Origin of the sequence: Ascidiaceihabitans donghaensis, assembly GCF_900302465.1 — a bacterium.
Classification (GTDB): Bacteria; Pseudomonadota; Alphaproteobacteria; order Rhodobacterales; family Rhodobacteraceae; genus Ascidiaceihabitans; species Ascidiaceihabitans donghaensis.
In genome coordinates this window covers 3,027,871-3,041,840 of sequence record NZ_OMOR01000001.1, presented here as the reverse complement: position 1 = coordinate 3,041,840, position 13,970 = coordinate 3,027,871, and the positions used below count along the sequence as shown (strand labels likewise).

General features: G+C 55.1%; 11 protein-coding genes and 1 tRNA gene. 7 read left to right on the top strand and 5 right to left on the bottom strand.

The genetic code is table 11. The features are described 5' to 3' along the window. The first annotated feature begins 182 nt into the window (after positions 1 to 182). Positions 183 to 1,649: a primase-helicase family protein gene (locus ASD8599_RS15120; RefSeq protein ID WP_108829299.1), complete on the top strand. Its 1,467-nt coding sequence runs from the start codon at positions 183 to 185 to the stop codon at positions 1,647 to 1,649. Next, positions 1,646 to 2,023: an HNH endonuclease family protein gene (locus ASD8599_RS20560; protein ID WP_108829298.1), complete on the top strand. Its 378-nt coding sequence runs from the start codon at positions 1,646 to 1,648 to the stop codon at positions 2,021 to 2,023. The genes ASD8599_RS15120 and ASD8599_RS20560 overlap by 4 nt, the downstream gene beginning before the upstream one ends. A 148-nt stretch (positions 2,024 to 2,171) precedes the next feature. On the opposite strand, the gene ASD8599_RS15110 is transcribed toward ASD8599_RS20560, so the two are convergent. The 3 genes from ASD8599_RS15110 to ASD8599_RS15100 form a co-directional block, all read right to left on the bottom strand. Beyond that, positions 2,172 to 2,246: transfer RNA gene (locus tag ASD8599_RS15110), tRNA-Gln, on the bottom strand. Between the two features lie 70 nt (positions 2,247 to 2,316). Continuing rightward, positions 2,317 to 3,654 carry a mechanosensitive ion channel family protein gene (locus tag ASD8599_RS15105; RefSeq protein WP_422664753.1) on the bottom strand — a complete coding sequence of 446 codons (1,338 nt, stop codon included), beginning with the start codon at positions 3,652 to 3,654 and terminating at the stop codon, positions 2,317 to 2,319. A gap of 11 nt (positions 3,655 to 3,665) precedes the next feature. Beyond that, positions 3,666 to 4,658, bottom strand: a complete 993-nt coding sequence (locus ASD8599_RS15100) for an NADPH:quinone reductase (protein WP_108829297.1) — start codon at positions 4,656 to 4,658, stop codon at positions 3,666 to 3,668. A gap of 97 nt (positions 4,659 to 4,755) precedes the next feature. Here ASD8599_RS15100 and ASD8599_RS15095 point away from each other — a divergent pair, with 97 nt between their 5' ends. Next, on the top strand, positions 4,756 to 5,667 hold the full coding sequence (locus tag ASD8599_RS15095) for a haloalkane dehalogenase (RefSeq protein ID WP_108829296.1): 912 nt from the start codon (positions 4,756 to 4,758) through the stop codon (positions 5,665 to 5,667). A 6-nt stretch (positions 5,668 to 5,673) separates the two neighbouring features. Here ASD8599_RS15095 and ASD8599_RS15090 read toward each other — a convergent pair whose 3' ends face one another. Then, positions 5,674 to 6,147, bottom strand: coding sequence for an SH3 domain-containing protein (locus tag ASD8599_RS15090; protein WP_245926158.1), 474 nt, complete (start codon positions 6,145 to 6,147; stop codon positions 5,674 to 5,676). A gap of 166 nt (positions 6,148 to 6,313) precedes the next feature. Between ASD8599_RS15090 and ASD8599_RS15085 the strand changes: the two genes are divergently transcribed. The 4 genes from ASD8599_RS15085 to ASD8599_RS15070 all read left to right on the top strand — a co-directional run bounded on the left by ASD8599_RS15085 (position 6,314) and on the right by ASD8599_RS15070 (position 13,187). Then, positions 6,314 to 7,300 (top strand): 2-hydroxyacid dehydrogenase, encoded by a 987-nt coding sequence (locus ASD8599_RS15085; protein ID WP_108829294.1) that lies wholly within the window; start codon positions 6,314 to 6,316, stop codon positions 7,298 to 7,300. A 72-nt stretch (positions 7,301 to 7,372) separates the two neighbouring features. After that, on the top strand, positions 7,373 to 9,151 hold the full coding sequence (gene ggt, locus ASD8599_RS15080; protein ID WP_108829293.1) for a gamma-glutamyltransferase: 1,779 nt from the start codon (positions 7,373 to 7,375) through the stop codon (positions 9,149 to 9,151). A gap of 12 nt (positions 9,152 to 9,163) precedes the next feature. Next, complete coding sequence (locus ASD8599_RS15075; protein WP_108829292.1) at positions 9,164 to 10,570, top strand: FAD-binding oxidoreductase; 1,407 nt, start codon at positions 9,164 to 9,166, stop codon at positions 10,568 to 10,570. Positions 10,571 to 10,685: 115 nt separating this feature from the next. Then, positions 10,686 to 13,187, top strand: a complete 2,502-nt coding sequence (locus tag ASD8599_RS15070; protein ID WP_108829291.1) for a GcvT family protein — start codon at positions 10,686 to 10,688, stop codon at positions 13,185 to 13,187. Here the strand turns inward: ASD8599_RS15070 and ASD8599_RS15065 are convergent, their stop codons facing one another. Beyond that, positions 13,188 to 13,955 carry a glycoside hydrolase family 25 protein gene (locus ASD8599_RS15065; RefSeq protein ID WP_108829290.1) on the bottom strand — a complete coding sequence of 256 codons (768 nt, stop codon included), beginning with the start codon at positions 13,953 to 13,955 and terminating at the stop codon, positions 13,188 to 13,190. Positions 13,956 to 13,970 lie beyond the last annotated feature (15 nt).

Sequence of the window (13,970 nt, the reverse complement as noted above, 5' to 3'; positions counted from 1 at the left end):
TCGGACAATACTCTGGCAAGATACTTGCCGGAACCGTTTTTGATACCTTTAGAAACTCAATATATTCTGCAGCTCAGACTTAGCCTGTCGTAGAGAACGGGTTTTTTATCGATCTGCACGCTCGCAGCGAAATCCCCACATTCACCGGTGTTTCACCGGATATCACAGAGACTAGGAAAACCATGAACGATACAATGCCCGCTCCACGCAGAAATCCAGCCCGTCCTAGAGCAACCATCAATGACCAAGCCCAGCTGTCTCCTCCTGAGTTGTCAGCTGCAATTCCAATAGACGAGCAAGAAACTAATAATGAAACAAACATCAAGCGTATAGCGACCTTTATAGCCACCCGCTTTGTGCGCCGCGAAGGGAAATTCTATGTAATTAAAGCCCCCAGTGGACCGATTTCAGCGACTGATCTTAAACGCGTTGCGTTTCATCAGGTTTCTGAAGCGTTCCCAAATTTGAAGCTAAGTGACGAACTATGGGCCGCGATTTGTAAGCGTGCCATAAACGACACCCATACCGACAAAGACCAATCAGTTGCTGTTTGGAATGGCAAACAAGCTTGTCTACCCGCCGAAACCAGTAGTCTATACTGGGAAGATGCCATGGCCTCATTGAACACTTGGATGCCCCCTGAGTATCGAAAACTAGGCATTGAGGACTCGGAAGACACCCTGTTTGACGAATTGCTTGATCGGATATTCCCACACCCTGAGGATAGGTTCCGCTTCAAGGATTGGTTGTCTTGGAATCTTCAAAACGAGGCAGATAAGCCTGCTTGGTCTGTGCTTCTATATTCTCAATCCAAGGGAACAGGGAAAAGCACACTGGGCCGCTTGCTAGGTTTGCTTTTTGGAGAAGACAACTCAATGCCTTTAAATGGCGTCACTAAACTCACTGGTCGGTTCAATAAGACCGTTCTGGTTAAGAAATTTATCGCTTGCGAAGAAGTGAAGCTTAAAGCTGGTACCGATGCCGGAAATAGTATCAAAGCGCTGATTTCAGAAAAGGAAATTGCTGTCGAAGGCAAGGGGACCAATACCGAGAGCATCCAAAATGTGTGTGTGTTTCTGATGACCACCAATCACTACCCGCACTGGATAGAGCCTGATGATCGCCGTTTCTACGTCATTGACGTCAATCATTCGGGTCATGCGTCAGGGCCTGATCATGAAGAATTCGGGGACTTTATGAAGGTTTTCTATGATTACATGAAGGAGCCTGCAAACATTGCTAGACTGCGGAATGCACTGCTGGCACATCGGCAGGCCAATAGCTTCAACCCGCGTGCACTCAATGTTTCAGAAATCGACACCCCGATTATGCAAAGCATTTCCCAAGCATCTGGGCAGGTTCTGCAACAAGCACTTGAGGAGTTGATCGCTAGCAGCCAGAAGTTTGCTATCCCGCAGCGAAATTTAATGAAGCTTTTTTCTGAGCGATTGAAAGCCAACCCAAACCGCATAGTCCATATGATGAACGAACTCGGGTGGCGTTCTAGCAGGTGCAAGTGGGGCGGCGTAGACTATGGCAGGGTTATTTGGGTGCATCCTGATTACCAAGTCGCCAATGGTCGCGTCCTTGGCCCTGACAGTTACGACGAAGCGGTTGATGCTGTTGAAGATGAGGTAGAATTGATATGATTGCTCCTCGTTTAACCAGAGTCAGAGACCTGTCACAGGTGTGGTATGAGAGATTGCTTTCTTATCATTACGACGCTGCGCTAGTTAAGGTCACCGAGTTGTTGGCGGAGACCCAAACGGATGAGAACGGCTGCATGGTCACCGTAACGGCGGAACCTAGAAAGGTGCGTTTCATGAGTGGTCAAGATCGCGCTTATCGTTTTGTTTATTGTATCCAAAACCAGCTCGCTACCAACCGCCATCAGGTTGTCCGACACCTTTGTCATAATCGGCGCTGCATGAACCCGAGACATCTGACCATTGGGGATCGGCGAGATAACCTGAATGATGATCGGGAACGACGTGCTAACGGGGTAGACTGGCACACTCTCTAAGCCCGTGGCTATGTCCTCAACCTCTCCCAAAAGCAGGGAGGGGTTACCCGCTACACCCGCAATAGCTGCAAGAACTGGGGCAGAAAACTGGGGCATAACCCACGCTGACGGGTTGTCCGGGTGTTGGTTTACTCTGTAAGAGAAGGATTGGCTGGGATGGTAGGATTCGAACCTACAGTCTACTGTACCAAAAACAGGTGCCTTACCATTTGGCCACATCCCAACGTGCCGCGTTAGATAGTAGGGTAATGCAGGGGGCGCAAGACCCGTTTTGCGAAAATAGTTGGTTTTTATTATTCCTCGGGCGCGGTGCGGTTCAGCAAGTCATCATCTGCCAGAACAGCCCGTTCCTGATCAATGATTTCGCTCAGTTCCTGGTCGGCTTGAGCCGTGACTTGCTGCATGTCCGTCGGGGTCGGAGCGACATGTGCATCAGAGGAGGATTCGGGTGCTGCCTGAGGCGACATGATGCGGAATGTGGGCTCAGGCATCGCGATATCTGCCCCGTCAAAAGCCGCCATAGTCAGGCGAATTGCTTCGCCTCGCGCACCTGCGAAGCTGGTCTTGTGTTGGTCAATCCATGCCGCAAAGCGCAACGTAATCGTGCTGTCTCCGACTGTCTCGATCCATGTGGCCGCCGCGGGTGTTTCCAAAACAAAAGGCAAATCGTTCAACGTGTGCAACCCAAGGCTTTGGGCCTGCGCCAAATCCGTGTTGGGGGCAACACCAAGATCGAACACAAAGCGGCGTTCGTCGTTGCGTGAATAGTTGACGATGCGGCTTTTGAAGACGGTGGAATTGGGAATGCGAATGTGGTTGCCATCAAAACTGAGCAAAATGGTTGCACGGCTGGTCAGGCGGATGACTTTGCCGACGTCTCCGTCGATTTCGATGGTGTCATTGGGGCGGAACGGTTGACGGATGGACAGCATAATTGAGGCGATGAAGTTCTCGACCGTATCTTTGACCGCAAAACCGATAGCCAGACCAACAATCCCAGCAGCGCCCAAAATTGTGCCCAAAAGGGCGGTGGCCCCCAGAATGTCCAATGCAATCACCAGACCCGCAATAAAAAACGCAAGTCGCACAACCTGACGGTAAATATCAGCGATAAAGGCGTTGGGGGCGATCCGGTCCCAGGGATAACGCATCCGGGCCAGCAAAATACCCAAGGCGACCACCAAAGCCATGGCCGTCAAAGCAACAATTGCCAAAGGCAAGAAGGCCACGATTTGGTACATCCGCGCTTTAAAGCGTTCAACCGCAGGGTTCAGGCGTTCGACAACGTCTGTGGTTTCGGTGACTTCGTTTTCGATGGCCACAACGCCTTCAACCCTGCCGACCAAATCGTTGAGGCGCATTGCAGATGGCGCGTCAACGGTCGTGCCGCGCAGGGTCACGATGCCAGAAGACACTGTGACGGTGACATTGGTGTAGCCTTCCAGCTCAGACAGAATGTCCCGAATACGCACGGCAATGGCTGCGTCCTGCGTTGCGCTGTCTTCCACTGCGATGGTGCCCGAAGGCTGGTCCGCCGTTTGCGCATAACCACCGACAGGGGCAAGGAAGATGAAAAAGGCCACGAAAGCGACAGCAGTTAAGAAGGGCACACACGATAGAAATCTGAACACGGGTCTCACCTTTACTTTTGCACATCCACCAGCACAGCACCCTGACGGTCACCGCTTTCCACAATTGCATGGGCTTTGGCGCAGTCTGACAGCGGGTGTACGCTGTCTATCGGGCAATCCAACGCACCGGCGCGCAGGGCGCCATGCAATCGGGTGATCGCCAGACTGCGGGGCTGGGGAGACAGAATGTAAACCAACGCCATGTCGATGGTTATGTTTTTGAACATCATCTCCATGAAAGGGATAGTGGGGGCCATGGATTTGGCTGACCCGTAGGCCGCGATAACCCCGTCGGGGGCAATCACATCGGTGTTCACTTGTGCGTTGATGCCAAATTCAGGCTCAATGATCTGGTCGATCAAAGTGCCATTGTTTGCCGCGATGATCTGTTCTGCGACGGTGTCTTGTGTGAAGTCGATCACCGCATCGGCGCCTGCCGCACGGCACATCTCGTGGTCGCTTTCGCGGGCGGTTGCAATCACTCGCGCACCGCCCCAACGGGCCAGTTGCAAGGCCAGATAACCAACAGTGCCGGCGCCACCCTGAACCAACACCGTCTTGCCATGCAACTCACCGTTGCCAAAGACGGTATGGGCCGCCGTCAGCCCCGGGATGCCAAGACACGCGCCCACTTGCATAGACACGCCGTCCGGCAAAAGCACCGCTTGGGCATGTGGCACCACGATATGCGTGGCAGCCGTCCCGAAAGGGCGCTGCCATTGTGCGTTCCAGATCCAAACGGCTTTGCCAATGATGTCACGTGGTACGCCAGTGCCAACGGCCACAACCGTCCCCGCGCCATCGCTGTGTGGCGTGATTTTTGGAAAGGCCGGCTTTGTCACACCGGGACGCCCACCTGCACGAACCTTGACGTCTGAGGGGTTCACACCGGAATAAGCCAATTCCACCAATACTTCGCCGATGCCCGGTTGGGGCGTGTCCGCGTCCTCCAGTGCCAGCACCTGTGATGCTGGCCCAAAGGCTTCGTAGAATATGCGCTTCAAAAGACATCCCCAATTCTTTTGTGCCGCGACGTTCACCTGTGGTGACAGCGCGGTGTGTTGCTAAGCTATGATCATACTTTAGGCAGAGGACGGATGAATGGACAAGTTGCGCACACCAGATAATCGCTTTAACGATCTTCCCGGTTTCGATTTTCCACCAAATTACCTTGATGTGACGGACCCTGATGGTGGCGCGTTGCGTGTGCACTATCTGGATGAGGGGCCTGAAGATGCAGCACCTGTGTTGGTCATGCATGGTGAGCCGTCTTGGTGTTACCTGTATCGTCACATGATTCCCGTGCTGACTGGGGCGGGACACCGTGTTTTGGCCCCGGATCTGATCGGATTTGGACGATCCGACAAATTGGCGCATCGCGCCGACTATACGTACCAGCGGCATGTGGACTGGATGTTGGACTGGTTGGATCAGACACAGGCGCACAACATCACGCTTGTTTGTCAGGATTGGGGTGGTTTGATTGGATTGCGTTTGCTTGCGGCGCGCCCGGACCGATTTGCACGGCTTGTTGTGGCCAACACTGCATTACCAACAGGTGATCAACCGATGAGCCCCGCCTTCGAAAGCTGGAAAGAATATTCGCAGACTGTACCGGATTTTGACGCAGGCCGCATCGTAAGCGGTGGCACGACGTCAAAATTAACGGATGCCGAAATCGCGGCATATAACGCGCCGTTTCCCGATGACAGCTACAAAGAAGGAGCGCGGCAGTTTCCGGTGCTTGTCCCGTCAACACCAGACGATCCGGCGGCACAAGCCAACCGTGATGCTTGGGCCGTGTTGCGGGGCCTTGATATTCCGGTGCTGACAGCTTTCGGGGCGGATGACAAAATCATGGCGGGCGTCGATCAGGTGTTTCAAAAGCTGATGCCGGGTGCTGTTGGACAAGATCACTGCATTTTGCAAAACGCAGGTCATTTCTTGCAAGAAGACGTGGGGCCGGAGCTGGGCGCTTTGACAAATGCCTTTATCGCAAAAACGGCAGGGTAGGCAGGATCAGTCGCGAATTTCCTGGGCCCCGACACCCCAAAGACGGGCTTTGGGGGCCCATCCTTTGAACCCGCCTGCATTCAAACGGCACCATTCGACGTCACATTCGCCCAGGCGGGCGACAACGCCGGCCTCAAGGGCTGCGGTGACAGGCGCAGTGGGGTCCGGGCGTGTTCGCAATGTCATCATGTCTTGTTCGATGATGACTGTGCGGGTGCCTGACAGAAGGGAATAGTGAACCCACCCGCCTTGACCATCACGGTCTTGGACGCGGCGCCAATGGCCGTGCTCTGCGGTGATGCGCAAAGGCATATCGCGACGGGTGAACACCCAGTCGATGCGGTGTGTCAGGGACGGGCCACGGCGCACGTTGCCTTCCGCAGCTTTCATCGAGACATAGCGCGGCAACGGCAAATTCGTAACGCTGCCCTTTTCGGTGGCATCGCCTGCGGCCTGCGCTTGCGGGACAAACATCACCATGGTCGCGCAGAAAAGCGCCCCCAGCATCATGGATCGAACCAACTGTTTCATTTTCTTAAGGCCTGTACTGCCACTACCCATTTGTTGTCCGGGTTCTTGTGCCTTGGATCAACATGGGCCACCATGCCACAAACAAGTTGCATGCGCAAAGCGTAGGGGAGGCAAAATGCCAAAGGAACGTCTAAGTGTGTTCGTGACGCGACGGTTGCCTGAACCGGTGGAACGGCGATTGGGGGAACTTTTTGATGTGACGCTGCGCGAAGACGACGTGGCACTTTCCCGCGAAGCCTTGGTTGCGGCGGTGAAAACTGCCGATGTTCTGGTGCCAACCATCACAGATACCATTGACGCGGGATTGATCGGGCAAGCAGGACCACAGTTAAAGTTGATTGCCAACTACGGGGCAGGGGTGGACAACATTGATGTGGAAACGGCGCGCAGTCGCGGCATTCTTGTCACCAACACACCCGGAGTTTTGACAGAAGACACAGCTGATATGACGATGGGGTTGATCCTTGCGATCAGCCGCCGGTTGCCCGAGGGTCTGGCGACCATGCAACAGGGCCAGTGGACCGGATGGTCACCGACTGCATTGCTGGGTGGGCGTATTGGCGGGCGGCGCATTGGTATTCTTGGGATGGGGCGCATCGGCCGCGCTGTTGCCCAGCGTGCCGCAGCTTTCGGGATGCAGGTACATTACCACAACCGCAAACGCCTGCGTGCAGAGACCGAAGACGAATACCAAGCGACCTATTGGGAAAGTCTGGACCAGATGGTGTCGCGTGTTGATGTGCTGTCCATCAACTGTCCACATACGCCCAGCACCTTTCATCTACTCAATGCGCGCCGCCTGAAATTGATGAAACCCAATGCGGTGATTGTGAACACCTCGCGGGGCGAAGTCATCGATGAAAATGCTCTTACGCGGATGTTGCGGGCCGGTGAGCTGGGGGGCGCGGGCCTTGATGTCTATGAAAACGGCACGGACGTGAACCCGCGATTGCGCGAATTGCCCAATGTGGTTTTGCTGCCGCATATGGGGTCAGCGACAGTCGAAAGCCGTCTGGAGATGGGTGAAAAGGTCATCATCAACATCAAAACATTTGATGACGGTCACCGCCCGCCGGATCAGGTGGTTCCCGCTATGCTATAATTTTCCACTTTGCTTTCGGAATGATGTGGCTAAAGTTCACCCCACATCATTTCAAACATTGCGGAGGATATTATGCGGACGACAGCAGTTACTTTGGCGCTGGTCTTGAGCGCAAGCGCGAGTTTGGCACAACAAACGGCTGACGCCGTGCAGCCCGAAGGGGCGACAGACGGCCGATTTACCTCCATTGATCCTACGGTTGCAGCGGCGCTTGAAGCCAAGGCGCTGGGCAAGCCGGTTCAAGCGCAAAACTGGATGGTGGCAGCGGCAAACCCGCATGCTGTAAAAGCGGGCGCGGATGTATTGCGGGTAGGGGGCACCGCCGCTGATGCGTTGGTGGCTGTGCAAACCGTACTGGGTCTGGTTGAACCGCAATCTTCCGGCATCGGGGGCGGTGCGTTTTTGGTGTATTTCGATGCCGCCACCGGTGAATTGATGACGCTGGACGGTCGTGAAACGGCGCCTTTGGCTGCAACGCCCAGACTGTTCCAAAACGACGATGGCGAACCCATGGGCTTTTTTGATGCTGTGGTGGGGGGGCTGTCTGTGGGCACCCCCGGCACGCCGGCGTTGTTGCAAGAGGCGCATGACCGCTGGGGCAAATCACAATGGAGTGGCTTGTTCGAACCTGCGATTGCATTGGCCACAAACGGTTTTTCGGTCTCACCACGTCTTGCGGCCTTGGTTGAAAGCGATGCGGAACGGCTTTCCGTGCATTCCGAAACCAAAGCGTATTTTTTGCCGGATGGTGTGGTGCTGCAATCTGGGGATACGTTGAAGAATGCGCCCTACGCGGCGACGTTGCAGGCGATGGCACAGAACGGCGCCAATGCAATTTATGGCGGTGATATTGCCGCTGATATTGTGGATGCCGTTCAGGGCGCAGCATCCCCGGGTGTCCTAAGTACTATCGATTTGGCCATCTACCAGACCAAAGCACGTCCAGCCGTTTGCGCGACATACCGTGGACTGGATGTGTGCGGTATGGGCCCGCCGTCTTCTGGCGCACTGACCGTGGGGCAAATTCTTGGGATGTTGGACAGCTATGATTTAAGCGCGGGGCCTGATGACGCGGATGTGCGCCGCCTTATGGGCGATGCTTCGCGCTTGGCATTTGCGGACCGCGGACGCTATATGGCGGACAGCGATTATGTGCCGGTCCCGACAAAGGGGTTGGTGGATCCCGCCTATCTGGCCGAGCGGGCCGGATTGTTGGCCGGTGACACAGCGCTCAAGGACGTGTCTGCCGGAACGCCTGCATTTGACCATGCGCTCAACTGGGCAGATGATGAGGCGATTGAGCTGCCCTCGACGTCGCATATTTCGATTGTGGACAGCTACGGTAGCGTGGCCTCTATGACGACGACCATCGAAAATGCCTTTGGCAGCCGTGTGATGACCAACGGGTTTTTGCTGAACAACGAATTGACGGACTTTTCCTTCCGCAGTCACCGCGACGGCGTGCCGATTGCAAACCGGATTGAACCTGGCAAGCGGCCAAGATCCTCGATGGCCCCAACGATTGTGATGCAAAATGACAAGCCGGTACTGGCAATTGGCAGCCCGGGCGGCAGCCGGATCATCGGGTATGTGGCCGAAAGCATCATTGCTTATGTCGATTGGGGGATGGATGTGCAGCAAGCTGTGTCAGTGCCCCATGCGGTAAATCGTTTTGGCAAATACGACGTTGAAGACGGAACAGATGCGACAGCGCTGGAAGGACCGCTGACGGCCATGGGCTTCGATGTGGGCGCGCGAGGCCTGAATTCGGGCTTGCATGCCATTGCGATTGGCGAGACGTTGCAAGGCGGCGCAGACCCCCGACGGGAAGGTATCGCGCTGGGAGAATAAAGGGAGACCACAATGGCGAAAGTCACCGAACTGAAACGCAACGAAGACGGGATTGCCACGGTTTTGGGGGTTCTCAAGCAGCAGTTCGGCGACCGGTTTCAAACCGGTGACGCTATTTGTGAACAACACGGGCACACCACCACGTGGCTGAAAAACCAATCCCCTGACGGTGTGGTCTTCGCGTCCTCAAGGGACGAGGTGCAAGCCATCGTGGATATTTGCGCCACGCACAAAGTGCCGGTGATCCCGTATGGCACGGGCACTTCGCTTGAAGGGCATGTGAACGCCCCGGCGGGCGGTATTTCGGTGGATGTCACACAGATGGACCAGATTTTGGCAGTACATTCTGACGATCTGTCATGTGTCGTGCAGCCAGGTGTCACGCGTGAGCAGCTTAACACCCACCTGCGCGATCAGGGCTTGTTCTTTCCCATTGATCCGGGCGCAAACGCGTCTTTGGGCGGCATGAGTGCGACCAACGCCAGCGGCACCAACGCGGTGCGGTATGGCACGATGAAAGACAATGTTCTGGCGCTCGAAGCGGTGATGGCCAATGGGGACGTGATCCGCACAGCGCAGCGTGCCAAAAAGTCATCAGCAGGCTATGATCTGACGCGGCTTATGGTCGGGTCCGAAGGTACCTTGGGTCTTATCACCGAAATCACATTGAAATTGCAGGGTATCCCCGAGGCGATCAGTTCGGCGCGGTGTACCTTTCCCACGGTGGATGCAGCGTGCCAGACTGTGATGCAGGTTATTCAATTCGGGATTCCCGTGGCCCGCATCGAGTTACTGGATGCTATTCAGGTGAAGGCGTGCAATGCGTATTCCAAATTGGATTTGCCCGAAGAGCCGCTATTGCTGCTTGAGTTCCATGGTTCCGAGGCCAGCGTGCTGGAACAGGCCGAGATGTTTGGCGAAATTGCGCAAGAACATGGCGGCGGGGGCTATACGTCCACGACATCCACGGAAGAACGAAACAAGCTTTGGCAGGCACGCCACGATGCTTATTGGGCGACATTGCAATTGCGCCCCGGTGCGGCGGGGATTTCTACCGATGTCTGTGTCCCGATTTCGCGTTTGGCTGACTGTGTGAACGCCGCGCGGGCGCGTCTGGACGAAGAGGGTTTTGTATCCCCTATTGTCGGCCACGTGGGGGACGGCAATTTTCACTGTCTGCTTTTGATAGATGAACAAAACGCCGATGAAATGGCCCGTGCGGGCGCCTTTGTCAGTTGGTTGAACGAATTGGCAATTTCGATGGATGGAACCTGCACAGGCGAACACGGGATAGGGCAAGGCAAAATGCCATATCTGGCAAAAGAGCTTGGGCAATCTACCGTTGATGTCATGGGGGCCATCAAAACGGCGTTGGACCCGCATGGCATCATGAATCCCGGCAAAGTGATTGCTGTTTGATCGTAGGTGCATTGCAGGCAAAGGTCGGTTTTTTGCCATGACTTGTCGGCTGTTTGGCACGGATTTTCTGCGTGCACCGTAAAAGGGTGCCAAGTTTACGCGGAGGGAATCGCAGATGAAAACGCAAGTGAAAGCATTGGTTGTAGGCGGTGGTGCGGTTGGCACCTCAATTGCGTACCATCTGGCCAAGGCGGGCTGGGATGATGTGATGCTACTGGAGCGTGACGAATTGACGTCAGGTTCAACATGGCACGCGGCAGGCCTGTTGCCTTTGTTCAACATGTCATTTGCGACCACCCATATCCACAAATATTCCGTCGATTTCTACAAGGCGCTGGAAGCCGAAACAGGGTTGAATGCGGGCTTTGCTGTTGTTGGCAACCTGCGCATGGCACAAACCGATGAACGCATGGACGAATACATGCTATATGCGTCCACGGCAGAAACCTGCGATGTGCCGTATGAATTCATGACGCCAGAGCAAATCAAGGCGAAGTGGCCGCTGATCCGTACCGAGGATTTGAAAGGCGCGATTTACCACGAAACCGACGGCTACATTAACCCGGCCGACGTGACCCAAGCCATGGCCAAAGGGGCACGCCAGCGTGGTGTGATGATTGAACGCAAATGGCAGGCCGATGCCTTCCACTGGAACGGCACCCATTGGGAAGTCACCGCAACGAAAATGGTTGAACAGGGCGGCAATCTTGTGCCGTCTGACGAGCAGATCGTGATCACCGCGGAACATGTTGTAACTGCATCAGGCAACCATGCGCAGCGCACTGCCAAGATGTTGGGTATCAAGATGCCTGCGATCCCGGTTGAGCACCAATTTATCGTTATGGATCAAGATCCTGCCTTGGTCGATTACCGTGCCCAAGGCAATCCGGAACACCCTGTTATCCGTGACGCCGACGCGCAATCCTATGTCCGCGAAGAACGCGGCGGATGGATTTTGGGCGTTTATGAAAAGAACGCGCCGGCCGTGTTCGAACATGGTGTGCCAGACAGCTTCCGCGCGGACCTGTTCCCACTTGATCTGGAGCGGATCGAAGAACAATACATGGCGATGATCCACCGGATTCCGTCTTGTGAAGAAAGCGGTCTGAAAGACGATTTCAACGGTCCGATCTGTTATACGCCTGACGGTAACCCGCTTGTGGGTCCGGCGCCGGGCATGCGCAACATGTGGTTGGCTGAAGGCTTTAGCTTTGGCATCACCGCGGCGGGTGGCACAGGCTATTACCTTGCGCAAATGATGGTCGATGGAGAGGCTGAAATCGACATGGCGTCACTGGACCCCAAGCGCTACGGCGACTGGATGACGACGGAATTTGCCGCGCGCAAAAACGAAGAATGCTACGATCACGTCTACATTGTGCATCACCCTGATGAAGAGCGTCCGGCGTGTCGCCCGTTGCGCACAGCCCCTGTGTTTGATCGCCAAAAAGCGCTCGGTGCGCAGTTCGGGTTTGTGAACGGATGGGAACGCCCCAACTACTACGGTCCTTTGGATGCGCCTGACAATTTTGATCACGACGGTCGTTCGTTCCGCCGGGGTGCATGGTGGAACCATGCCGTGGAAGAGGCCAAAGCGATCCGCGAAGGTGTTGGCCTGATCGATGCGACTGCCTTTACCAAACATGTCGTAAAAGGCCCCGGTGCGACGGCATTTTTGGATTGGTTCACCTGCAACAAACTGCCATCCGTCGGGCGCATCAACTTGACCTATGCGCTGACGTCTCATGGTACAACCCGCACGGAATACACCATCGTACGCATTGCGCAGGATGAATATTATCTTGTGTCTGCAGGGGCTTGGACCGCCTATGACAGCGACTATTTGCGCAAAGCTATCGAAGACAAAGCGCCCGAGTTCGGGTATATCGAATGTCACGATGTCACAACGCAGTGGGGTGTTTTTGCCATTGCAGGACCAAAGTCGCGTGACGTTTTGAATGCGCTTGTGAAAGACGGTGACCCGTCCACGGTACTGTCCAACAAACGCTTCCCGTGGCTGACGATGCGCAACATCGAATTGGGTATGTGTCCGGTCCGCGCCATCCGCGTGGCCTACACTGGTGAGCTTGGTTGGGAATTGCACCATCCAATTGAAATGCAAAACTACCTTTGGGATCAGATACTGGCCGCTGGCGAACCTCATGGTCTTAAACTGGTTGGTGCGCGGGCGCAAAACTGGTTGCGTCAGGAAAAATCCTATCGTGCCTTTGGCAACGAATTGGGCCGCGACGCGACGCCAATGGAAGCCGATTTGCCGCGTTTCATTGACCTGAACAAAGAGTTTTACGGCAAGGATGCGCTTGTGAAAACTGGCGTGCGCAGCAAATGCGTCACCGTTTTGATCGATGGTCCAAGCGACGCAGATCCATGGGGGCGCGAAGCGCTGTATCATGGCGATATCCGCGTGGGGCGTCTGACCTCTGGCGGCTATTCTGTGGCGTTCAACAAGCAGATCGGCATGGGATACGTGCCAGCGGACATCGCAGTGCCGGGCACCAAGCTTCAGATCAAAATGCAAGACCAGCTATGGGATTGCGAGATCACAGAAGACAGCCCCTATGATCCCAAAAACGCGGTTATTCGCGTCGACGGCTGATTATTGCACTGAGCGGCGTGCACGCCATGCCGCCCAGTCATCTGCACTGCCATTAAAGGCGTTGATATCAACAGCGCCGGGCGTGCCTGGCAACGTGCCTGTAGCTGTGTATTGCCAAAAACGCCAAGGCTGGCCCGGAAAGGCTTCGCGCGGGGTTTTGGCCGTCGTCCTCAGCCAGAATTCTTCGCGTTTAATCGCACTTAGCCCGTTTTCTTTATAAAATCGCGGCGTCGTGTAGATGATGGGGCGCTGTCCGTAATGGGCTTCGACGATGTCCATCCAAACCTTCATTTCGGCACGTACAGTCGCCCCGTCGGGGCGCCGCTTGCAGGTTGGTGAGAACGGGTTCCATTCCATGTCCAAGACAGGCGGTAGGCTGCCTTTGGTGCGCGGCACGTTTTGAATGAAAAAGCGGGCCTGCGTCGCGGGATCGGTGCAGAAATAGTAAAAATGATAAGCGCCACGCGCCACGCCTGCACGTCCGGCGCCGCGCCAGTGGTCACGGAACTTTATGTCTTTCAAATCACCGCCTTCGGTGGCTTTCAGGAACACAAATTCGATCCCAACCGCCTTTGCTCGTGCCCAATCAACAGACGTTTGGAACCGTGCTGCATCCATCCCCCGCACAGCAAAACTGGTTGGCTGCTTGCCTGAAAACCGCACCGGATCACTGTCACCGATAATCATCGGACCAACGCTTGTGCCACTTGGTGCGCCGCAAGCTGCAACAAGAGCAAGAACAGCAGTGATGGCAAACTTTTTGAACATGAGAATTTTAACCTT

Coding starts and splice junctions, on each gene's coding strand:
- ASD8599_RS15095 (WP_108829296.1), top strand. CDS start 4,756: ATGGACAAGTTGCGCACACCAGATAATCGCTTTAACGATCTTCCCGGT.
- ASD8599_RS15065 (WP_108829290.1), bottom strand. CDS start 13,955: ATGTTCAAAAAGTTTGCCATCACTGCTGTTCTTGCTCTTGTTGCAGCT.
- ASD8599_RS15075 (WP_108829292.1), top strand. CDS start 9,164: ATGGCGAAAGTCACCGAACTGAAACGCAACGAAGACGGGATTGCCACG.
- ASD8599_RS15070 (WP_108829291.1), top strand. CDS start 10,686: ATGAAAACGCAAGTGAAAGCATTGGTTGTAGGCGGTGGTGCGGTTGGC.
- ASD8599_RS20560 (WP_108829298.1), top strand. CDS start 1,646: ATGATTGCTCCTCGTTTAACCAGAGTCAGAGACCTGTCACAGGTGTGG.
- ggt (WP_108829293.1), top strand. CDS start 7,373: ATGCGGACGACAGCAGTTACTTTGGCGCTGGTCTTGAGCGCAAGCGCG.
- ASD8599_RS15090 (WP_245926158.1), bottom strand. CDS start 6,147: ATGGTGATGTTTGTCCCGCAAGCGCAGGCCGCAGGCGATGCCACCGAA.
- ASD8599_RS15085 (WP_108829294.1), top strand. CDS start 6,314: ATGCCAAAGGAACGTCTAAGTGTGTTCGTGACGCGACGGTTGCCTGAA.
- ASD8599_RS15120 (WP_108829299.1), top strand. CDS start 183: ATGAACGATACAATGCCCGCTCCACGCAGAAATCCAGCCCGTCCTAGA.